Annotated in this window: 18 protein-coding genes; 10 read left to right on the top strand and 8 right to left on the bottom strand. The window is 68.0% G+C overall.

What is annotated here, in order from left to right; genetic code table 11:
- Nucleotides 1–66: 66 nt before the first annotated feature.
- Nucleotides 67–1,233, bottom strand: coding sequence for a mechanosensitive ion channel family protein (locus ACOGXQ_RS19820; RefSeq protein WP_419945326.1), 1,167 nt, complete (start codon nucleotides 1,231–1,233; stop codon nucleotides 67–69).
- Between the two features lie 65 nt (nucleotides 1,234–1,298).
- On the opposite strand from ACOGXQ_RS19820, the gene ACOGXQ_RS19815 reads away from it, so the two are divergent.
- The 3 genes from ACOGXQ_RS19815 to ACOGXQ_RS19805 all read left to right on the top strand — a co-directional run bounded on the left by ACOGXQ_RS19815 (nucleotide 1,299) and on the right by ACOGXQ_RS19805 (nucleotide 6,519).
- On the top strand, nucleotides 1,299–2,117 hold the full coding sequence (locus ACOGXQ_RS19815; protein WP_419945325.1) for an enoyl-CoA hydratase/isomerase family protein: 819 nt from the start codon (nucleotides 1,299–1,301) through the stop codon (nucleotides 2,115–2,117).
- A 109-nt stretch (nucleotides 2,118–2,226) separates the two neighbouring features.
- Nucleotides 2,227–3,012 carry an enoyl-CoA hydratase gene (locus tag ACOGXQ_RS19810; protein ID WP_419945324.1) on the top strand — a complete coding sequence of 262 codons (786 nt, stop codon included), beginning with the start codon at nucleotides 2,227–2,229 and terminating at the stop codon, nucleotides 3,010–3,012.
- 204 nt (nucleotides 3,013–3,216) lie between these two features.
- Nucleotides 3,217–6,519 carry a cell wall-binding repeat-containing protein gene (locus ACOGXQ_RS19805; protein ID WP_419945323.1) on the top strand — a complete coding sequence of 1,101 codons (3,303 nt, stop codon included), beginning with the start codon at nucleotides 3,217–3,219 and terminating at the stop codon, nucleotides 6,517–6,519.
- Nucleotides 6,520–6,684: 165 nt separating this feature from the next.
- Here the strand turns inward: ACOGXQ_RS19805 and ACOGXQ_RS19800 are convergent, their stop codons facing one another.
- The 4 genes from ACOGXQ_RS19800 to ACOGXQ_RS19785 form a co-directional block, all read right to left on the bottom strand.
- Complete coding sequence (locus ACOGXQ_RS19800; protein WP_419945322.1) at nucleotides 6,685–7,191, bottom strand: YbaK/EbsC family protein; 507 nt, start codon at nucleotides 7,189–7,191, stop codon at nucleotides 6,685–6,687.
- A gap of 87 nt (nucleotides 7,192–7,278) precedes the next feature.
- Nucleotides 7,279–8,322, bottom strand: a complete 1,044-nt coding sequence (locus ACOGXQ_RS19795; RefSeq protein ID WP_419945321.1) for an LLM class F420-dependent oxidoreductase — start codon at nucleotides 8,320–8,322, stop codon at nucleotides 7,279–7,281.
- 86 nt (nucleotides 8,323–8,408) lie between these two features.
- On the bottom strand, nucleotides 8,409–8,555 hold the full coding sequence (locus tag ACOGXQ_RS19790; protein ID WP_419945320.1) for a hypothetical protein: 147 nt from the start codon (nucleotides 8,553–8,555) through the stop codon (nucleotides 8,409–8,411).
- Between the two features lie 92 nt (nucleotides 8,556–8,647).
- A complete protein-coding gene (locus tag ACOGXQ_RS19785; protein ID WP_419945319.1) occupies nucleotides 8,648–9,034 on the bottom strand; it encodes a hypothetical protein in 387 nt (128 codons plus the stop codon).
- A gap of 284 nt (nucleotides 9,035–9,318) precedes the next feature.
- On the opposite strand from ACOGXQ_RS19785, the gene ACOGXQ_RS19780 reads away from it, so the two are divergent.
- The 4 genes from ACOGXQ_RS19780 to ACOGXQ_RS19765 all read left to right on the top strand — a co-directional run bounded on the left by ACOGXQ_RS19780 (nucleotide 9,319) and on the right by ACOGXQ_RS19765 (nucleotide 15,250).
- The gene (locus tag ACOGXQ_RS19780; protein WP_419945318.1) at nucleotides 9,319–10,506 is read left to right on the top strand and encodes an acyl-CoA dehydrogenase family protein; all 1,188 of its coding nucleotides are present in this window, start codon (nucleotides 9,319–9,321) and stop codon (nucleotides 10,504–10,506) included.
- Between the two features lie 174 nt (nucleotides 10,507–10,680).
- Nucleotides 10,681–12,282, top strand: a complete 1,602-nt coding sequence (locus ACOGXQ_RS19775; RefSeq protein WP_419945317.1) for an FAD-binding oxidoreductase — start codon at nucleotides 10,681–10,683, stop codon at nucleotides 12,280–12,282.
- Between the two features lie 19 nt (nucleotides 12,283–12,301).
- The gene (locus ACOGXQ_RS19770; protein ID WP_419945316.1) at nucleotides 12,302–13,219 is read left to right on the top strand and encodes an LLM class F420-dependent oxidoreductase; all 918 of its coding nucleotides are present in this window, start codon (nucleotides 12,302–12,304) and stop codon (nucleotides 13,217–13,219) included.
- A gap of 48 nt (nucleotides 13,220–13,267) precedes the next feature.
- The gene (locus ACOGXQ_RS19765) at nucleotides 13,268–15,250 is read left to right on the top strand and encodes an ABC-F family ATP-binding cassette domain-containing protein (protein WP_419945315.1); all 1,983 of its coding nucleotides are present in this window, start codon (nucleotides 13,268–13,270) and stop codon (nucleotides 15,248–15,250) included.
- Between the two features lie 23 nt (nucleotides 15,251–15,273).
- Here ACOGXQ_RS19765 and ACOGXQ_RS19760 read toward each other — a convergent pair whose 3' ends face one another.
- On the bottom strand, nucleotides 15,274–16,089 hold the full coding sequence (locus tag ACOGXQ_RS19760; protein ID WP_419945314.1) for a metallophosphoesterase family protein: 816 nt from the start codon (nucleotides 16,087–16,089) through the stop codon (nucleotides 15,274–15,276).
- A gap of 152 nt (nucleotides 16,090–16,241) precedes the next feature.
- On the opposite strand from ACOGXQ_RS19760, the gene surE reads away from it, so the two are divergent.
- Complete coding sequence (gene surE, locus ACOGXQ_RS19755; RefSeq protein ID WP_419945313.1) at nucleotides 16,242–17,057, top strand: 5'/3'-nucleotidase SurE; 816 nt, start codon at nucleotides 16,242–16,244, stop codon at nucleotides 17,055–17,057.
- Nucleotides 17,058–17,108: 51 nt separating this feature from the next.
- Here the strand turns inward: surE and ACOGXQ_RS19750 are convergent, their stop codons facing one another.
- Entirely contained in the window at nucleotides 17,109–18,407 is a 1,299-nt protein-coding gene (locus ACOGXQ_RS19750) for an MFS transporter (RefSeq protein ID WP_419945312.1), read from the bottom strand.
- Nucleotides 18,408–18,509: 102 nt separating this feature from the next.
- On the opposite strand from ACOGXQ_RS19750, the gene ACOGXQ_RS19745 reads away from it, so the two are divergent.
- Together ACOGXQ_RS19745 and ACOGXQ_RS19740 are read left to right on the top strand one after the other, a co-directional pair.
- Nucleotides 18,510–19,235 (top strand): SDR family oxidoreductase, encoded by a 726-nt coding sequence (locus ACOGXQ_RS19745; RefSeq protein ID WP_419945311.1) that lies wholly within the window; start codon nucleotides 18,510–18,512, stop codon nucleotides 19,233–19,235.
- 81 nt (nucleotides 19,236–19,316) lie between these two features.
- Entirely contained in the window at nucleotides 19,317–19,991 is a 675-nt protein-coding gene (locus tag ACOGXQ_RS19740) for a 5-formyltetrahydrofolate cyclo-ligase (RefSeq protein WP_419945310.1), read from the top strand.
- A gap of 211 nt (nucleotides 19,992–20,202) precedes the next feature.
- On the opposite strand, the gene ACOGXQ_RS19735 is transcribed toward ACOGXQ_RS19740, so the two are convergent.
- A complete protein-coding gene (locus tag ACOGXQ_RS19735) occupies nucleotides 20,203–20,847 on the bottom strand; it encodes a DNA-3-methyladenine glycosylase I (protein ID WP_419945309.1) in 645 nt (214 codons plus the stop codon).
- Between the last annotated feature and the right edge of the window lie 139 nt (nucleotides 20,848–20,986).

Below are 20,986 nucleotides of genomic sequence, written 5' to 3'. Positions count from 1 at the left end.
CTCGGCTGGTCTGCGGCGGCCGAGCAGTTCGCTCATGAAGAGAGCGAAGAGGGCTGAGATGAGTCCTCAGCCCTCGCCGTCGTCGCTGTCGTGGGCGGTCTCCGGTTCCGGGCCGACCGATGCGGTCGCAATCGACGCAGTGAGACGGTCGCCTCCTGACGAAGCGCTGTTGTCCTCGCTGCGGACCCACACCGTTCGCTGCGGGAACGGGATCTCGATCCCAGCCTGATCGAACGCCTCCTTGATGCGCTTTCGCATCAATCGGGCGGTCGCCCATTGCTCCGCTGCCTCGGTCTTGAGCATGACGCGAATCGTGATCGAGTCGGCAGCAAAGGCCTGCACGCCCACCACGTTCGGCTCCTCGAGCACGGTCGTGGCCTCGCCCTGCTCGTGCCAGACCTCGTCAGCGGCCCTCTTGATGATTGTCATCGCCTCATCGAGATCTGTGTCATAACTGACGTCGATGTCGAGCGGCACTTGCGCCCACAGCTGCGAATAGTTTCCGACGCGAGTGATGACGCCATTGGGCACATACCAGACGGTGCCTCCGATATCGCGCAGCCGGGTCGTACGCAGGCCAACGGCTTCCACGGTTCCCGAGGCCTCGCCGAGATCAATCCAGTCGCCGACGCCGTACTGGTCTTCGATCAGCATGAACACGCCCGTGAGCAGGTCCCTGACCAAGGTCTGGGCGCCGAACCCGATGGCCACGCCCAAGATGCCCGCTCCCGCGATCAGCGGCCCGAGATTCACGTCGAACTCGCCGAGCAGCATCATCAGCGCGACTGCCCAGATGATCGCTGTGGCGATGCTCTTGAACAGCGTGCCGAGCGTGGTTGCGCGTTGTCTCGCCCGCTCTGTGCGATCGCTCAGTTGCTTCAGCTTGGCCTTGAGACGCTCAGGATCCCAAGCGCGTCCCGCTTCAGCGGTGCGTTCGGCTTCGTCTTGTTCGGCGTGCTTCTTGTCGGATGCGATGCGCTCCACCATGTGGTCGATGGCGCGGCGCACGATGCGTCGGGCAATGACTGACAGCAGCAGGATGATCAGCGCCGTGAGCGGCTTGTCCACGATCCAGACCGAGGCCGAGGCGAAGCCCTCGCTGCCGGTCCAGTCGTAGATGCGCTCGCAGATCCAGCTGGGCTCGGTGCCGCAGACTTCGTCGACGCGGCTGATCTCCAGGAGTGCGTCTATGGCGTCGGTCGCCGATTCAGCCTGTGCGAGAAGCTCTGTCATCTGCGGGAGCCTAGGAGTCGGCTTGAGCGCTGTGCGCTGTCGGCTCGATGCCTAGCATCGCTGCGATGCCACAGGACAACCCTCCGGACAATCGCACCCCGAACGACGATCCCGAAGCCGCCGTGCTCTACGAGGTCGCTGGCGGAGTCGCGACGATCACGCTGAATCGTCCCGACTACCGCAATGCGCTCAGCGTCGAGGTCGTCAACGGCATCGGCGATCGCTTCGAGGCGGCGCTGGCGGATTCCGAGGTACGTGCCGTGCTGTTCACGCATGTCGGAAACACGTTCTGCGCCGGTGCCGACCTGCGGGCTGCGCAGCCTGGCGTGCCTCAGCCCACCCTGCGCCACAGCTTCGTGGAAATCCTCGAGAAGATCATGACCTGCGACAAGCCTGTCGTGGGCCGGCTGGCGGGTCACGTCACCGCCGGCGGCGTCGGGCTGGCGGCCGCCATGGACATCTCGATTGCGGCCGACGACGCGATCATCGGATTCACCGAAGTCCGCATCGGCGTGGCACCCGCGGTGATCTCAGTGGTCTGCCTGCCGAAGCTGCGCCGCGCTGACGCCAGCGAGTTGTTCCTCGAAGGCGAGCGCGTGCCGGCTCCGCGGGCGGCAGCGGCCGGGCTGATCAACCGCGCGGTGCCGCGCGACCAGCTCGACGACGCGGTAGCAACCGCATTGCGGCGGCTGGTGCGCGGCGGCCCCAATGCGCTGGCCAGCACGAAACAGCTCGTGGCCAAGGTGTCCCAGATGCCGCGCCCCGAGGCCTGGAAGTGGACAGCCGAGCTCAGCCAGCGGCTGTTTCAGAGCGACGAGGCCGCCGAGGGCATCGCAGCCTTCCGCGAGCGTCGCGACGCCGGCTGGGTTCCGCCCGAGTCCTGATCCCGCCGACGGCGCCGGAGCGCAGCGAACGAGCCGACTTCCGAGTCCTGGCCCGCCATTGGGCAGCCGTGCCGTCATCGACGCAGCCCCGGCGGTAGCGTCAGCCGCTGTGAGCGGGCAGGTGCATCTTGAACGCGACGGCCACGTCGGCCGTATCGTCCTGGACCATCCGCAGCGGCACAACGCCATCAGCGCGCAGATGTGGGACGGCATCACGGCCGCCGCTGCCGAGATGGAGGACGACCACGACATCCGGGTGGTGGTGATCCGCGGCGCGGGCGAACGCGCTTTCGCCGCAGGCGCAGACATCAGCCAGTTCGGCGAGCAGCGGTCCGACGCGAGCGGCAACCGTGACTACGACGACACCACATCGAGAGCGCAAGCGGCCTTGCTCGGCTTGTCCAAGCCGCTCATCGCCGCCATCGGGGGCTACTGCATCGGCGGCGGGCTGGCAGTGGCGCTGGCAGCCGACCTGCGCGTCGCCGCCGACGATGCCCAGTTCACGATCCCAGCGGCCCGGCTCGGGCTCGGCTACGGAACTGCGGGCATCGGCACGCTGATGCGCTTGATCGGCCCCTCGGCCGCGAAGCGCATCTTCTTTCTGGCTGATCGCTTCGGCGCGCAGGAGGCGCTGCAGATGGGACTCGTCAACCGGGTAGTGCCCAAAGCGCGGCTGGAGGCTTCGGTGGAGGAATGGACCGACCTCATCTGCCAGAACGCTCCGCTCACCATCGCCGCCGCAAAAGCGGCATTGACGCAATGGCAGAAACCGGAATCCCAGCGCGACTTCAGCGAAACCGAGGCGATGATCCGGGCATGCTTCGACAGCGAGGACTACCATGAAGGCGTAGACGCCTTCATGAACAAACGCCAACCCGAGTTCAAGGGCCGCTGATCTCGCCGAGGCGGCGACCCTGATCAGGAACCAGACCGGCCGGGGTCATCGGTCGGCCCGACGAAAGCGATGCTTGGCGGTCTTTCGCTTGAGTCGTGCCTTGATATCTTTCTCAGCGTTCGTGCGCGGCAGCCGTTCAGCCGCTGCTGTGAGAGGAGACAGTCGTGTATGACCCCCCCCCCCCCCCCGTTGAGAGCTGGTGAGATGACGGTGAAGGCAAGTGCGGCGAGCACGGGCAGGCACCGGTCGGCTGCGGCGGCGGTCGCTGCGGCGCTGGTCGCTGCCGTTGTGGGGCTGAGCGGGCCGGTCGGGGCACAGCAGCCGGACAGGCCATGCACTCAGAACACTGTCCTCCTTGCCGAGTGCATTTTCTTGGTCAATACTGCGATGCCGGCGCTCATCGGCGACAGCACTGAGGCGTCGCTGAATTGGGATACCGCCTTGCCGATCAACGAATGGGACGGCGTCACCATCCCGCGCCCAGGTCACGGCGCAACGCGCGTCGTGCGCCTGAATCTGTCGGCCCGCGGCCTGACGGGCACGATTCCGACCGGGTTCGGCACGCACTTCGGCGCACTCGAGCGGCTGGATTTGTCGGGCAATGCTTTGACGGGCTCGATCCCCGACGATCTTGGAAGCCTGCGCAGCCTCACGTCGCTGTCGTTGTCGTTCAATGAGCTGACGGGCTCGATTCCGACGCAGCTGGGCAGCCTGTCCAATCTGGCTTATCTGGATTTGGCGGGCAATAGCTTGTCGGGCTCGATTCCGACGCAGCTGGGCAGCCTGTCCAATCTGACGTCGCTGGATTTGTCGCTCAATGATCTGTCGGGTTCGATTCCGACACAGTTGGGCAGTCTGTCCGATCTGACGTTGTTGTCGTTGTTGTTCAATGAGCTGACGGGCTCGATTCCGACGCAGCTGGGCAGTCTGTCCAATCTGGCTCATCTGGATTTGGCGTTCAATGAGCTGACGGGTTCGATTCCGACGCAGCTGGGCGATCTGAGCAGCCTGACCCGGCTGGACTTGGGCGGCAACGGCCTGACGGGCTCGATCCCCGACGACCTGGGCGATCTGAGCAGCCTGACCCGGCTGGACTTGGGCGGCAACGGCCTGACGGGCTCGATCCCGGCTGACTTGGGCGATCTGAGCAGCCTGACCCGGCTGGACTTGGGCGGCAACGGCCTGACGGGCTCGATCCCGGCTGACTTGGGCGATCTGAGCAGCCTGACCCGGCTGAACTTGGGCGGCAACGGCCTGACGGGCTCGATCCCCGACGAGCTGGGCGATCTGAGCAGCCTGACCCAGCTGTATTTGGGCAACAACGGTCTGTCGGGTCAGATCCCGGCTGAGCTGGGCGGTCTGTCGGGGTTGACGGTGCTGGACTTGGCCAACAACGGCCTGTCGGGTCCGATTCCTGACGAGCTGGGCGATCTGAGCAGCCTGACCCAGCTGGACTTGGGCGGCAACGGCCTGTCGGGTCAGATCCCGGCTGAGCTGGGCGGCCTGTCGGGGTTGACGGTGCTGGACTTGAGCGACAACAGCCTGACCGGACCGATCCCGGCTGAGCTGGGCGGTCTGGGCAGTCTGAGGCGGCTCCGGCTGTCGGGCAACTCTCTGTCGGGGTGCATTCCCGTGGCGCTGGTGGAGTTGCTGAGGGACCAGGACCTCGGCCTGAGCCCGTGCGGCCAAGGCACTACACCGCCGACGACTGTGCCGCCGGTCACTGTGCCGCCGACGACTGTGCCGCCTGACAACATGGGCGGCAGTTCGGGTTCGATGTGCTCTGGCACTGCTGCGGTGTCGAGCTCCGCGACCGACGCTGGTCTCATCGCCGATTGCGAGGTCCTGCTCGACGCTCAGCCGATTCTCATCGGCGCCAGCACCGCAGCGTCGCTGAACTGGAGCACTTCGGTGGCGATGTCCGGTTGGGACGGCGTCACCGTCGCGGGCAGCCCTCCCCGCGTCACCGAGCTCTCGCTGGACGGCAGCCAGCTGTCGGGTTCGGTTCCGCCTGAACTCGGCGGCCTCGCCGGCCTCACCGGGCTCTGGCTGTCCAACAACGATCTGACGGGCCCGATTCCGCCTGAACTCGGCGGCCTCGCCGGCCTCACCGAGCTCGACTTGTCGCAAAACGATCTGACGGGCCCGATTCCGCCTGAACTCGGCGGCCTCGCCGGCCTCACCGAGCTCCGGCTGAACCTGAACAGCCTGTCGGGTCCGATTCCGCCTGAACTCGGCGGCCTCGCCGGCCTCACTAGGCTCATCCTGTCCGACAACGATCTGACGGGCCCGATTCCGCCTGAACTCGGCGGCCTCGCCGGCCTCACCGGGCTCTGGCTGTCCGGCAACAGCCTGTCGGGGTGCATTCCTGTCGCGCTGGTGAGCCTGCTGAGCGGGCAGCAGCTCGGCCTCAGCGCTTGCAGCGCCGTCTCCACGCCTCCCAGCACGGGCAGCGGCGGCAGCACGCCTCCCAGCACAGGCAGCAGCGGCGGCAGCACGCCTCCCAGCACGGGCAGCGGCGGCGGTTCTGGTCTGGAGACCGGCGTGGCGACGCTGGTGCTGGCCAATGGGTGGAGCGCTGCTGATGTGGGTGTGGCGGCGGTGCTGGCGGCCCGTGAGGGCGGCGCGGTGGTGTACGCCGCTGAGGACGAGGAGGAGCTGCCCGCAGAGGTGGAGAGGCTGCTGAGGGATGCGCTGCCGGCTGAGGTGCTGTTGGTGGGCGGCCCGGCGGCGGTGCCTCGGGCGGTGGTGAACGAGATCCGCGCGGCGTCGCGGGACACGTTCGTGTCGCTGGTGTCGGGATCGGATCGTGTCGCGACCGCGGCGGCGGCAGCGCGGCGTGTGCTCGGCGGCGCTGCCGGCGGCGGGGTCACGTTCGTGATAGCGAACGGCTGGTCGCCGCCTGACGTGGGCGTCGCGGCAGCGCTGGCAGCCGCCAGCGGGGACCGCGCGGCGGTGCTGTACACCGGCAGCGGCGCGTTGGCTGAGGAGTCGGCTGCGCTGCTGCGCGAGTACCCCACCGAGGAGGTAGTAGTGATAGGCGGCGAGGCAGCGGTCAGCGCGGCTGCGCAGCAGCAGGCCGCTGACGCGGCGGGCGGGCAGGCAAGCACGTCGCGTGTGTCCGGCGCTGACCGTGTCGCGACCGCGGCAGCGGCAGCGAGGCGTGTGCTCGGCGACCCCGAGGACGCCGCGAGGGTCACCTTGGTGACAGCGAACGGCTGGTCGCCGCCTGACGTGGGCGTCGCGGCAGCGCTGGCGGCCGCCAGCGACAACGCAGCAGTGATCTACACCGAAGCGGCGGCGCTTTCCGATGCCGCGGAGACGCTCATCGACGAGTACGAGCCGGTATCGGTGATCATCGTCGGCGGCCGCTCAGCGGTCAGCGACGAGGTCCGCGACGCTGTCGCCGCAGCCGCGCCCGACCGCACTGACATCGAGCGCATCACCGGCCAGACCCGCACCGACACTGCCGCCCGGGCAGCCCGACGCATCCTCGCCCAAGACTGACCACCACCCGAACCCAGCAGCCCCACCCCACAAGAAACGCAGAAGCTCGAAGACTCAGACGCATCTCAGTCCGAGGGATGCGGCTGCAAGACCTCCGGCTGGGAATCTCTGCCGCGCCCCACCGTTTCACAGCCCCGCCTGCCCGGAGACCGAGATCGCAGGTCCTCAGGCAGCGGCGAAGTCGGCGACCTCGGCGTCGCTTGCCTGCACCAGCTCCCCGGGCGTCAACTCGAAAACTGTCTCGGGCGTTCCCGCTGCGGCCCACACGACGTCGTAGGCCAGCAGCGCAGGATCCACCACAGCCCGGAGAGGCTGCGCATGGCCGAAGGGCGGGGTGCCGCCGATCGCATAGCCGGTGGCCTCGCGCACGCCGTCGGCGTCGGCACGGGTGATCTTGCCGTCGAGCACCGTGCCGAGCCGCTCGGTGTCCACCCGGTTGGCGCCCGACGTGAGCGCCAGAACCGGTTGACCGTCGCACAGGAACACGAGCGACTTCACAATCTGGCCCAGTTCGCAGCCCACCGCAGCGGCCGCCTGTTCGGCAGTTCGGGTTCCCTCGGGAAAGCGCAGGATCTCCGGCGCCAAGCCGAGCTCCTCGGCCCCAGCCAGAAACCGTTCGCGAGCACTCAGGCGACCGCCCGACGCCGCTGCAGGACTGCCCTCTCCACCCATCAGCGGTTGCTGCCGCGATTCTTGGACCGGGCAGGCACAGCCATGCCGCTGCTCAGGGGCACAGCAACCGTCGGCATCGGCTGCCGGCTACTCGGCCCAAGCCTTGACTTGGGAGATGACGTCGAGGGGATTCTCGGTCTCAGGCGGAATGGAGATGTCCAAGCAGGAGACCCCGACCGAGCGGTACACCTCGATGCGCTCCTTCACGCGCTCCGGGTCGCCGGTGAGGCTGGCGCGGTCGATGTAGTCGTCGGGCACCGCGGCGAACGCCTCGTCACGCTTGCCGGTCAGGAACAGATCCTGGATCTTCTCTGCCTCGTCGACGTACCCGTAGCGCTTGAACAGGTCGTTGTAGAAGTTCCTGTCGCGAGCGCCCATGCCGCCGACATAGAAGCCGACGTTGTCGCGCACACCCTTGCGGGCGGCGTCGACGATCGGGCCTGCGCCCATCGCCACCGTGCCGCCCGCCACGATCTGCAGGTCGGCCAGGTCGCCGGAGCGCTTGGCACCACCGGCTGCCAGCGCGTCGCCCCACACGTCGTTGAACTTCTCGGGCAGGAAGTGGATGGGCTGCCAGACCTCGGCCAGCTCGGCGGTCATCTCCACGTTGCGAGGCCCGATCGCCGCCACCGCAATCGGGATGTCCCGCCGCAGCGGCTTGGCCATGAGCTTGAGCGGCTTGCCCAGGCCGGTGCCCCCGTCATAGGGCAGGCTGACCGCGCTGCCCTCATGAACGACCCGGTCGCCCGACCAGACCTTGCGGCAGATCTCGATCACGTCGCGAGTCCGCCCCATCGGCTTGCTGAACGGCACGCCGTGCCAGCCCTCGATCACCTGCGGTCCCGAAGTTCCGAGACCCAAAATGAACCGGCCCTCAGACAGCGTGTCGATGGTCATGGCGGTCTGGGCGATGATCGCGGGGCTGCGCGAGTAGATGGGCAGGATGCCGGTCATCAACTGGATGCGCTCGGTCTTGGCGGCCACGTACGCCAGCGTCGACACCAGATCGAATCCGTAGATCTCGCCACCCCAGATCATGTCCACACCGGCGGCTTCGAGATCGGTCACATGCTGGGTGAGGCGCTGGGGATTCAGGCTCGCACCTGCGCCGATCGCCATGGAAATCTTCATCGTCGTGCTCCTTGATTCGGCGCGAATGCTACGAGCAACTCTGCTGCTCTGGCGGCACGGGCAGCGCCGGTCCAATGACGGCTGGCTCACCAGTCGCCGAAACGGCGAGGATCCCACTGCCGCACGTCCCACTCGGTGTCGCCGTCGACGATCATCTCGGTCAGCACCTTGCCCACGGCTGCCGCGTGAGTGATGCCGATCTGAACACCCACAGCTTGGTAGAAGCCGCGCACCCCCGCCGCAGGGCCGACCAGCGGGTTCGCGTCGGGCGAGTAGGTGATAGGGCCGTTGACGAACTCGGCAATGCCGACATGGTCGCCTTCACTCAGCCGGAACCGAAGGACATGTCGGCTGCGGCTGTGGTGTTTGATGAGCGTGGCGACGAACCCGCCCTGCGCGCTGCCCGAGCGCTCGGCGCGCCGTTCACCAGCACCGTCACGTAACGGCGCCGCTCGCGGACCGAGGTCTCGTCGACCAAAAGAACACGGCAGCGCCGCCGGCGGCGATGCTCGCCGACCACGGCCGCACATGCGGCCAACAGGCCCATCACCACCTCCTGCCAGCCCACCCGATAGCGCTTGGCCACAGCACAGCACGGGCGGCGCACCGTCGACGCCACCCGCACCACCAGCCGCTCAAGCGCGTCAACCACAACCCCCAGCACTCCGATGCGCGGCAACCACAACCGCACAGACATAACATCACAACCCATCGAGGCCCCCTGGGGTTCGACGTCTCCAAACACCGCAAGCTCGCTCCCATGTGTGCTCAAGCAACATCCAAGTGCACGAGAGGCTCCAACGGGGTGAAGTGTGCAGGGGCCATCACGGTCGAACTCGGTACTGGAAACGCGCCGACGGTCACGCCCGAACAGAGCAAGCACGACCAGTTCGTCAGGACGCTGGCGGACCCGCAGTGCCGCTCAATGCAAGCGAGAGGCAACGCGCCATAGCGTCGATGACGGGTCGGTCTGATCCGTCAGTGGGAGGAGGATCGGTGCATCGCCACAACGAAGCCACGGACGAGGCTGCCGACGAGATCATCGACACGCTGCGCCGCTGGGTGGACGATGTCGTCGTCCCGGGTTCTTCGGCGCTGGAGCTGGCGGACGAGTACCCCACCGAAATGGCTGAACAGATGGAGGACTTCGGTCTGTTCGGTGCCACTATCCCCGAACCGCACGGCGGTCTCGACCTCGACCATGTGACCTATGCCCGGGTCATCGAGGAGCTGTCCCGTGGGTGGATGTCGCTGGCGGGCATCGTGAACAGTCATCTCATCTGCGCCAAGCTGATCGACCGGTTCGGGACCGATGCGCAGCGCGATCGATCACTCCCCCAGATGGCCACCGGGAAGCTGCGCGGCTGTTTCTCGCTGTCGGAGCATGACAGCGGCTCCGACGCGGGCGCGCTGCGCTGCCGAGCAGTGCGCGACGGCGACGAGTTCGTCATCAACGGCACCAAGATGTGGGTCACCAACGGCGAACGGGCAGGCATCGTGGCACTGCTGGCCCGGGTTCCCGAAGGCGATGCTTCAGGCAGCTCCGGCATCACCTGCTTCCTGGTCGACAAGACGCCGGGCAAGCACTCGGGCGGCATCACCGTCAGCCGCAAGATCGACAAGATCGGCTACCGCGGCCTCGAGACCGTCGAGATGTCCTACGTGGATCATCGTGTGCCGGCCGACCGGGTGCTGGGCGGCGATGGCCATGATGGCGGCATCGGGAATGGCCTGCGCTGGGCGCTCGCTGCACTGGAACTGGGCCGCATCAACGTAGCAGCCCGGGGAGTGGGCGTTGCTCAGGCTGCCTATGACGCTGCGGTGGCCTACGCGAAGCAGCGCGCAGCCTTCGGCAAGCCCATCGCCAAGCACCAGGCCATCGCGTTCAAGATCGCCGAGATGGCCACCAAGCTGCACGCCGCCCGTCTCATGACCTACGACGCCGCCCGCAAGGCCGACGCGGGCGAGCGGGTCGACCTGGCCGCCGGCATGGCCAAGCTGTTCGCATCGGAGACCGCCGCGGAGCTGTCGCTGGACGCGATGCGCATCCACGGCGGCAACGGCTTCTCCACCGAGTACCCGGTGGAGCGCTACTACCGCGACGCTCCGCTGATGATCATCGGCGAAGGCACCAGCGAGATCCAGAAGCTGGTCATCAGCAGGGCGCTGCTCGCGGACGCCTGACGCTGCTGTACTCGGCGCTGCGCGCCCAAGAAGCTGAGCCGAATGGCGAAGCCGTGGCCCCAACGGCCCGTGAGCGAAGCGAACAAGAGCGGGAGACAGCTGGTGCGACAACGGAAGGGTTTGCCCGCTCGCGCATCCTCTAGCTTGACGGGCGCGCATCTGGAGGTACGAGTCATGGCAGATCGCAAGTCGTTCTGGGCGTGGTGCCTGGAGTCCGAAGAACCCACCGACGCCGACCGGGCTGAACTGGCCAGCAAGCTCTCGGCCCAGTACGGCGCCGAGATCGTGGCCAAGCCGGTGCCGTCGGTCGACGACGCCGACCTGCGTCCGCCACGCATCGCCATTGGTGACGCGGTGGCCGGCTGGTGCTCGACGAGCACCTACGACCGGGCCCGGTACGCCTACGGTGCCCACTTCACCGAACGGGTCCGGGCCTTCAACCTGGACTTCCCGAACCCGCCCGACGTGGTGGCTCACCCACGCAACGAGACAGAGGTCGAGGCCACGCTCGACTGGTGCGACGCCCAGGGTCATATCGCGGTGCCCTATGGCGGCGGATCGTCAGTGGTCTGGGGCCTCACCCCGCCCGAAGACCGCGGACCGACCGTGGTCATCTCGCTGGACCAGCTCGATCAGGTCCTCGAGATCGACGACGTGTCACGGGCCGCTCGCATCCAGGCCGGCGTCTTCGGCCCCCACCTCGAGGATCAACTCCGCCCGAGCGGGCACACGCTGCGCCACTTCCCCCAGTCGTTCCGCTTCTCCACGCTCGGCGGCTGGATCGCGACCCGCTCGGGCGGCCACTACGCCACCAACCACACCCATATCGACGACTTCGTCGAGTCGGCCCGGATGATCACGCCGTCGGGCTGGTGGGAGTCACGCCGGCTGCCGGGTTCGGGCGCCGGCCCCAGCCCCGACCGCATGGTGATCGGCTCGGAAGGCATCTACGGCATCATCACCGAGGCGTGGATGCGCATCCAGAAGCGCCCGACGTTCCGGGCGACGGCGGGCATCACGTTCCCGTCATTCCAGGCGGGCTGCACGGCGGTGCGGCACCTGGTCCAGGCGAAGCTGTGGCCCGCGAACCTGCGCATCCTCGATCCGGTCGAAGCCGGCCGGGCCGCCGGGATGGACGGCGAGCACGCGCTGGTGATCGTGTCGTTCGAATCGGCTGAGCTGACCCAGCGGCACAACATCGCCCAAGCCGTCGAGATCGCACGCGGCTGCGATGGGCACGTCCCCGATGACGAGATCCAGATCGACGACGGGACGGGCACACCGACCGGACGCGGCGGCGCGGTCGGCGCCTGGCGCAACGCGTTCATCGGCATCGGCAACGGAGTCGAGACCTCGCTGGGGCTCATCAACGACACCTTCGAGACAGCGATCACCTGGGACCAGTGGCCCGAATTCGACGCGGTGGTGCGTGAGAAGGTCGGCGCAGTGCTCGCCGAAGTCTTCGGGCCGCACCACTCGCTGTCGTGCCGGTTCACCCACGTGTACACCGACGGCCCGGCGCCGTACTACACGTGGTCGGGCATGGGCACCCAAGGCGGCGAGATCTCCCAGTGGCAGATCGTCAAGGACGCCGCCAACGAAGCACTCGAGGCGGCCGGCGGCACCTGCACGCACCATCACGCAGTGGGGCGGATGCATCGCCCCAACGCGTACGACCGCCAGCGCCCAGAGCTGTTCGCCGAAGCGATCCGAGCCGCCAAGAAGCGGCTCGACCCCAACGGCATCCTCAACCCCGGCGTCCTCATCGACCCCTGACCCCCTAGCGTGTCGCCTCATGGAATGGGGAGTCACTCTGCCGCACTTGGGGCGCGTCGGTACTCGCGACGGGCTCATCGCTTTCTCTGCCGAGGTCGACCGGCTCGGCTTCGCTTCGGGCTGGGCCTCAGATCATGTCTGCTGGCCGGCCGAGCTGGTGTCGCAGTACCCCTACAGCGACGACGGCTCCTTTCCGGCGCCGCCCAAGACGGGCTGGCTGGACCCGATCGGGACGCTGCTGTTCGTTGCGGCCGTCACGGAGAACCTGCGGCTTGGCTTCAGTGTGCTGATCCTGCCGTACCGGCCGCCGGTGGAGACGGCGAAGCGCTTGGCGACCATCGATGTGCTGTCGAACGGCCGGCTGATCCTGGGCGTGGGCGTGGGCTGGATGCGCGAAGAGGCCGAGGTGCTGGGCATGCCATGGGATCGCCGGGGCAAGCGCTCAGACGAGCAGCTCGAGGTGTTCCGCACGCTGTTCACCGAGGACGACCCGAGCTTCGACGGCGAGTTCTACTCGTTCCCCGAAGTGGGCTTTGAGCCCAAGCCGGTGCAGGACCCGGTGCCGATCTGGGTCGGCGGCAACACACCGGCCGCGTACCGGCGGGTGGCCCAGCACGGCCACGGCTTCCACGCGGCGTTCGAGACGCTCGACGACGTGGCCTCCGGCTGGCGCCAGGTGGGCGATGCGTGCGACGCTGCGGGCCGCGACCGCAGCGAGATCACGCTGTCGCTGCGCTGCTACCTCGATCCGGCCGCTGCCATGAAGCCGGCGGTGTCGGTCGCGGGCAGCACCGAGCAGATGATCGACATGATCGGTCGCGTGGCAGCGACGGGTGTGACGCACCTCGTGCTCGACCCGGTGGTGCGAGGCGGCGTCGAGGGCCGTCTGGACGCGCTGCGGGCCTTCATGGCCGACGTGGCGCCTCACTTCGCCTAGAGAATCCCCGCGCCGCTCGATCGGGCGGCGCCGCGGCAGACTCGCGCCGTGCTGTGGGGTTCCGGGCTGTGCAAGTCGTACCCGCCGCGGCGGCTGTTCGCCGGCGTGGATGTGCAGCTCGCGGCTGGGCGGCGCATCGCCCTGGTGGGCGGCAACGGCGTGGGCAAGACGACACTGCTGGAGATCCTGGCCGGCATCGGTGAGCCCGACGAGGGCGACGTGCACCGCCAGAGCGGCCTCACGCTCGGCTACCTGCCCCAGGAGCTCGACGAGATCACCGAGGGCACCGTGCTGGAAGCGACCTTGGCGGGGTCGGGCGACATCACCGCGATGACGGCGGAGCTGCGTTCGCTCGAAGAGCGGCTGGCCGATGTCGACGCAGCAGATCATGACGAGGTGCTTGCCCGTTACGGCGAATTGGAGGCTCGCTTTCGCCAGATCGGCGGGTACGGCTTCGAAGCCGAGGCTCACCGGGTGCTGGCCGGGCTGGGCTTCGCTCCCGACGACGCTCAGCGGCCCGTGGCGCAGCTCTCGGGAGGCTGGCGGATGCGGGTGGCGCTCGCACAGTTGCTGCTGGCCAAGCCCGACGTGCTGCTGGCCGACGAGCCCACGAATCATCTCGACGTGGACTCGGTGGCGTGGCTGGAGGACCAGCTCGCCGCCTGGGAGGGCGGCCTGCTGTTTGTGAGTCATGACCGCGACTTCATCGACACCGTGGCCAATCGCGTCATCGAGATGGACGGCGCCAGCGCGTACACCCACGTCGGCGGCTTCGCCGAGTTCGTTGCCGCTCGCGAAGAGCGAATCGCAGCTGCCGAAGCGGCCGCATCCCACCAAGCGCGCCGCCGGGCGCACACCGAACGATTCATCGAGCGCTTCCGCTACAAGGCCACCAAAGCCCGCCAGGTGCAGAGCCGGATCAAGGCGCTGGCGAAGCTCGAACCGGTCGAGGTCCCGAGCCGCAAGGAGCTGGCCGCACGCTTCGGCTTCGGCACGCCGCGACGATCCTCACGCGTCGTCACCGAGTTGATCGACGCGACGCTGGGGTACCCCGACGGCGACGAGCCAGTGCTCGATGGTGTGAACCTGGTCATCGAACGCGGCACCAAGGTGGGCGTCGTCGGTCCCAACGGCGCCGGCAAGACGACGCTGCTGCGGGTGCTGCAGGGCGATCTCGGCGTGCTCAGCGGCGAGCTGCACCGGGGCCGCAACGTCGACATGGCGACCTTCGAGCAGCATCTCACCGAGGTCATGGACCCCCGCCGCTCGGTGGTGGAGGAATTCACGGCGTCGGTGGGCGATCAGCCGGGGAGGAATATGCGCACGATGCTCGGCGGTTTCGGCTTTGCGGGCGATGCTGCGGACCGCAAGGTGGCCGACCTGTCGGGCGGCGAACGCACCCGGCTGGCGCTCGGCATCACGATGGCCAACCCGGTCAACCTGCTGGTGCTCGACGAACCCACCAACCATCTCGATCTGCCGAGCTGCGACCTGCTCGAGGACGCTCTGTCGGTGTATCCGGGCACGGTGCTGCTGGTGACTCATGACCGCCACCTCATCCGCAGCGTGGCCGACTCGCTGATCGTGGTGCGCGACGGCACCGCAACGCTGCATCCGGGAGTCGACGAGGACTTGCTGCGACCCCCGGGGCTGAGCACGAGACGGACCGCAGGAGGCAGCACCGGCGGCCGGATCGGCGACGGCCGGCCTGGCAGCATCTCTGAGGCGCCGACTTCACGGGCGGTCGCTGCCGAGCGCCGCCGCGAGGGCGCCAGCCGGCGTCAGGCTGCCCACGATGCGACAGCGGACCTGCGTCGAACGCTGGCGGCCGCGGAACGGGAATGGGAGGCCGCCGAACACCGCGTCGCCGAGATGCAGACGCTGCTTGGCGATCCGTCCACCTACGACGACCCCGAACGTGCACGTCAAGTCGCCGAGGACTACGGAGCGGCGAAGTCCGAGGCGATGCGCCACATGAGCGAGTGCGAATCGCTCCAGCGACGCATCGACCGGGTGGCGGCCGATCTGTAGCAGCGCGGCTCAGCCGCTTGGCGTCAGCTCCGCTGGGCGCAGCCGTCGGCGGGGGGTGCGACGGCTACCTGCGAGACGGCGGCTCGCTGGCGGACCCCATCAGCCCGTCGTTCAAGCGTGACGAGTGAAGCAGTCCCGTTCGAGGGCATCCCCATGGGTGCGCCGGGATACCACGCGGTCACCTCGCCCACGGAGACATCGGTGGTGACGTGCCAGTGGCCGAGTGCCACGTAGTCGGCGCCGGTGGCCTCGATCTCGGATGCCGTGATCGGCGACGAGCGATGCTCATCGTCCGCGGTGCGCAGGAAGTGACCATGGCCCGCCGCGATGAACCAGCCGTCAGCCGGGCGGGGCGGCACACCGGCAAGCGGCCGGTAGTCGACATCGTGGGATTCCATGGCCCGGCCCCACAGCGTCAGGTCGTGATCGCCGAAGTGCAGGGTCGCGCCTTCGGGATCGTCGAGGAAGATCACGCCGGAACCGGTGACTTCGAGGCGGTGCTCATGATCGGCATGAGTGCCCCACACCGACCGCTCGTCGTGTACATCGTGATTGCCGGGAATGACGACTACCGAGGCATCGACCCGACCGAGCAGCTCCATGGTGTGCGCGACATCGGTCCTCCGCAAGCGGGCGTGGTCGAACAAGTCGCCCGCTATGAGCAGCACGTCGGCCTCATGCTGCGCAACCGCGTCGGCGAGGGCGTGAATGGGGCACTGGCAGACGTCGCGGTGGGTTCCGTGCGGGCCGCGCACATGCCCGATGTGCACGTCGGAGGTGTGCAGGACGCGCAGCGTGTGCGCTCGGGCAGCCAACCCGGTCTCGACCGTCCCCTTCACAGCGAGAGAGCCTGCCACGACAGCCCGCCCGACACTCAGACCAGCCGCTCCGCGCCGTGCGGGCGTCGAGTCGTTCATATCTCAACGGCAGGGCATCGCGCGTTCGCGGGGCATTCGTACACATGTCGCCATCGCGCAGTACCTTCGACACGGTGCGAATCCTGGTGACCAACGACGACGGAATCGAGTCCGAGGGATTGCACGTGCTGGCGAGCGCGATGACCGCCCACGGTGACGTTGTCGTGGTCGCGCCCGACTCGGAGTACTCGGGCGCCGGCGCCGCGATCGGGCCGCTGCACCTCATCGAGCCGCAGGTGCACAAGGTGAGATTCGATGGCATCGAAGATGCGTGGGCAGTGTCCGGCGCACCGGCGCTCTGCGTGATGTTCGCTCGGCTCGGCGCGTTCGGGCCGATTGATCTCGTCGTGTCGGGCATCAACCCCGGCGCCAACGTGGGGCGATCCGTGTATCACTCCGGCACCGTCGGCGCGGTGCTGACCGGCCGCAACGGCGACATCCCTGGGCTGGCAGTCAGCCAGACCGTCGAGGGCTTCGGCGTGGAGGGCCAAGGCTGGGAGGACGCCATCGCCGGCCAGAAGTGGCACGCCGCAGCCGATGTGGCCAGCGTCGTGCTCAACGGTCTGCTCGCCGACGAGCATCCCGCGGCGTGGGCCGTCAACCTCAACGTGCCCAACTGCGAAGTCGCGGACATGAAGGGCTGGAGATTCACCGAGGTGGGCACCCTGCCGCCCCGATCGATCACGACTGTGAGCCTCGAACCGCATCCCGACAACGAAGACGCCTACCGGGTTGCGATGCAGTGGGGCGACGCGGTCGACATGCCCGTCGATGTCGACACGGGCGCAGTCATGCACGACTTCGTCTCGGTGACGTTCCTGTCGCGCCTCACGGCTCAGCCGGCGTTGGGTGACTCGAAGCTCGCGACCTGCCTCGACGGGCTGTTCTGAACATCCCGGTGACGGGCAGCAGTGACCGCGCCGCAGCGACGCAACTGCTGCTCAGACGGTCAGCCGTCGCGTCATCCTGAAGTTCCGCACCAGCATCGCCACGGCCGCGATGCCCAGCGCCACGGCTACCCACGCGCCCCAGCTCGCCAGATCGGCGTACGACCGATGCTCGACCGCCAATCCCGAGCTCACGCCGGCGGCGGCGCCGAGCGCTGTCATCAGCACATCCGCAGTGGCCTGCACGCTGACGCGACGCTCCACCGTGAACGACGCGGTCAGCAGCGAGCTGGCTGCAACCACGCAGCAGCTCCAGCCGATACCGACCAGGAACAGGCCCCACAGCAGGCCGGTGGCGTGGGAGGCATCGGTGTTGGCCGCGAACGCAGCGCCCGTGGCCAGCACGAGTGCTCCCACCACGATGACCGATTGCCCGCCGACCCGGTCGACCACCCAGCCGACGTACGGCGAGAAGGCGAACATGCCGGCGATGTGCAGCGAGAGCATGATCCCGATGACCAGCGGGTTCTGACCGCCTTGGGACATGTGGATCGGCGAGACGGTCATCACGCCGACCATCACCGCTTGCGAGAGCATCATCCCGATGAGTGCGATAGAGGCCACCGGGTGGGCCAAGATGCGCCCGGCTTCGGCCAGGCTCGGCAGCTTGACGCCTGCTGATCCGGTGTCGGCGGCCACGACGCGCAGCGGATCGGGCCGCAGGCGCCGCCAGATGTTGACGGCGGCGACAGCGAACAGTCCCAGCGTCAGGGCGTAGGGAAGGGCGAAGCCGCTCAGCCCCTCGGTGTCGGCGAACAGGCTCTTGAGGCCGAGCGCCGCCGTGGGTCCGAGCACGGATCCGACGGTGCCGGCCCACAGCACGAGGCTGATCGAGCGGGCCCGGTTCTCATCGGTGGCCAGGTCGGCGCCTGCGTACCGCGCGGCCAAGTTGGCGGCTTGGCCGGTGCCGATCAGCACCATGCCTGCCACGAGCATCGAGTAGCGGCCGGCAAACGCGGAGAGCAGGGCCAGCGTGCCGCCGATCGCACCGACCGAGTAGCCGGCGGCGAGTCCTGCGCGGCGACCGTGCCGAGCCATCAGCGCGGCGAGCGGGATGCCGGCGAGCGTGCCGCCGATGCTGAGGCACACAGCCGCCAGCGACGCTTTCGTCTCGCTGCCCGTCATCTGGTCGGCGAGCAGGGTGGCCGCCGAGAACGACGCCGTCATGGCCAGCCCGCCTGGGATCACGCCAAGCTGCAGCACCCGGATGGTGCGGCGCGCCAGTTCGTTGCGTTCGGGTGAACCGGGAAGATATGAGGCTGCCTCGTCGCCCGCCGACAAGCTCTGCGCCATCGATCCAGCCTCCCGGCCCTATCTTTCCGATCTGGGTCAAGGGCCGCCTGCGAACACTACTGCGAGCCGTGCGGGCACGCCCGGATGAGTCAGAGGTGAGACATGCGAGACATCACTGGATGCGTGGCGATGATCAGCGGCGCGAACCGCGGCATCGGCGAGGCGATCGCTGCGGCGTTGCATGCAGACGGCTGGGCGCTGTCGCTGGGCGCGCGCAGCCTGGCGTCGCTCGAAGCCTCAGTGGCTTCGTACCGCACCGATGATCATGGCCCGGCGATCACCCTGCATCGCCATGACGCCACCGATCCCGAGGCGGCCGCGCGCTGGACTGCGGAGACCGTTGCCGCACACGGACGCATCGACTGCTTGGTGAACAACGCCGGCGTCGCGCACACCGGCGGGATCTTCGACACGCCCGAGGCGGCGCTGGACGAGATGTGGGAAGTCAATGCGAAGGGTCCGCTGAGGATGATCCGCGCCACGCTCGATCACCTGCGCCGCAGCGGCGAGGGCCGCATCGTCAACGTCATCTCGATGTCGGGCAAGCGAGTGCGCGGCACCTTCGCCCCCGGATACGCGATGACCAAGCACGCAGCCACAGCGATGCACCACGCGGTGCGTCATGCGACCTTCGGCGACGGCATCCGCTGTACGGCGGTATGCCCTGGCTTCGTACAGACCGACATGACGGCCGACAGCGGCGTCGACCCGTCGCTCATGATCCAGCCCGAAGACCTGGCCGCCGCGGTCGCCACCATCCTGCGGCTGCCCAACACCGCATCGGTGGCTGAACTGCTGGTGACCATCGAGCCCGAGACGATCGCCTGACTGTTCCGCGGTTCCTCAGCGGACCGCCTGCTGGCGACGGCGCTTGACACTGGCTGGCGCGAGACACCTAGCGTCGATTCAATGAGCGGTGCTCCCGGACCGGAATCATCGAAGGCGGACTGGCGTCGGTGGGTCCGGGATCGCCGGCAGCCGGTCACTGCGGCCTTGACAGCCGCCGTTGTCGCAGAGCTTCAGGTGTTCATCGAGGCGTTCGACGAACGCTCGGCTGCCGTCGCCGGGCGGCCTGGGCCAGCGGGGGCCAGCCTGATCCTCTTCTACCGGGCCATGGCGGACGAGATGTCGCTGGACGGTCTGGCTGATGGACTGGGCTGGCAGCGCTTCGCCGTCACCCGCACTCCGGAAGCCGGTCCGCTCACTCTGCATCCAGCGGCCGGAGCTATGGAGCAGCATCGATACGGCTTTCCCCAGCCGACAGCCGACGCCTTCGAGTTGCAGCCCCGGCACATCTCGCTGGCGCTGGTGCCCGGCGTGGCATTCGACTGGCACGGCACCCGGCTGGGCCACGGCGTCGGCTACTTCGACGAGTTGCTTGCCAGGCTGCCCGAAGACTGCCCTCGTGTCGGCGTGGCCCCCAAGGTGCTCGTCTTCGATCGGCTGCCCGTCGAGTCCCACGACGTGCCGATGACCTATCTGGCCACCCAAGACGGAGTCGTCGCCGTCGGTGCCAGCGGCGAGGAGCAGGCTGCTGAGCAACTGCCGCAGCGGCCAGGCCAATCCCGGCGCATGATCTCATGATCCTCAGCGGTGGAGCGGGGCGGGCAAGATGACCGTGTGACGCAATCACCGCCGCAAGCGCACCGCCGCAAGCGCACCGCCGCAAGCGCATCAGAATCTTCGCCTGCCTGCTGATATCAGCGAGAGCGAGGCGGCGGCGGCGCTGCGGCGCATCGAGGCAGGCGATCCCGATGCGGGCAGAGATGCTCGGCATGTCTTCGAGCGGCACCGCTCACGGTCTTCTCAGTGCCGAGCGCGCGGCTTCGACTGCGGATCGCCGGTGACAGCCCTCGAGGTGATCGTTGACGATGCCTGAGGCCTGCATCAGTGCGTAGCACGTAGTCGGGCCGACAAACCGCCAGCCCAGCTTCCGCAACGCCTTGCAGAGGGCAGCCGATTCGGGCGTCATGGGCATCGAGACCAGCGCCTTGTAGTCGATGACCGTCGGCCGGTCCTCGGGACCCGGTTCGAACGACCAGAAGAATGCTGCCAAGCTGCCGTGCGCCTCGATCGTGTCCAACGCTGCACGGGCGTTGCTGATGGTTGCCTCGATCTTGCCCCGGTGACGCACGATCCCTGTATCGCTCAACAGCCGCTCGACATCGTCGGCGCCGAAGCGGGCCACCGTCTCAAAGTCGAATCCGCCGAATGCCGCCCGGAAGCTCTCCCTCTTGCGCAGGATCGTCAGCCACGAGAGTCCCGACTGGAAGCCCTCCAGGCACATCTTCTCGTACAGGCGCACGTCGTCCGTCACCGGCATGCCCCACTCGGCGTCGTGGTACGCCTCGTAGTCGTCGTGACCTTCGCCCCACCAGCAGGCCAAGGACCCGTCAGCCCGCTGACGCAACCCCTCGGGCAACTCGTCGGCCCGGCTCACGCGCTGCCCGCTGCGGCCGGTGGTGCGTCGCGGGTTTGCATCTGACAAACGCCGAAATAGCGGCTTTCCGACCAGCCTCCTAGGCGTTCACGAGCGGAGACGGCGGTAAATCGCATGAGTGACTGCAACTCAATTCAAG

The organism is Candidatus Poriferisodalis sp. (genome assembly GCF_965208485.1).
In the GTDB taxonomy this organism is placed as follows: domain Bacteria; phylum Actinomycetota; class Acidimicrobiia; order Acidimicrobiales; family Poriferisodalaceae; genus Poriferisodalis.
This window is presented reverse-complemented; position numbering and strand designations above follow the sequence as displayed.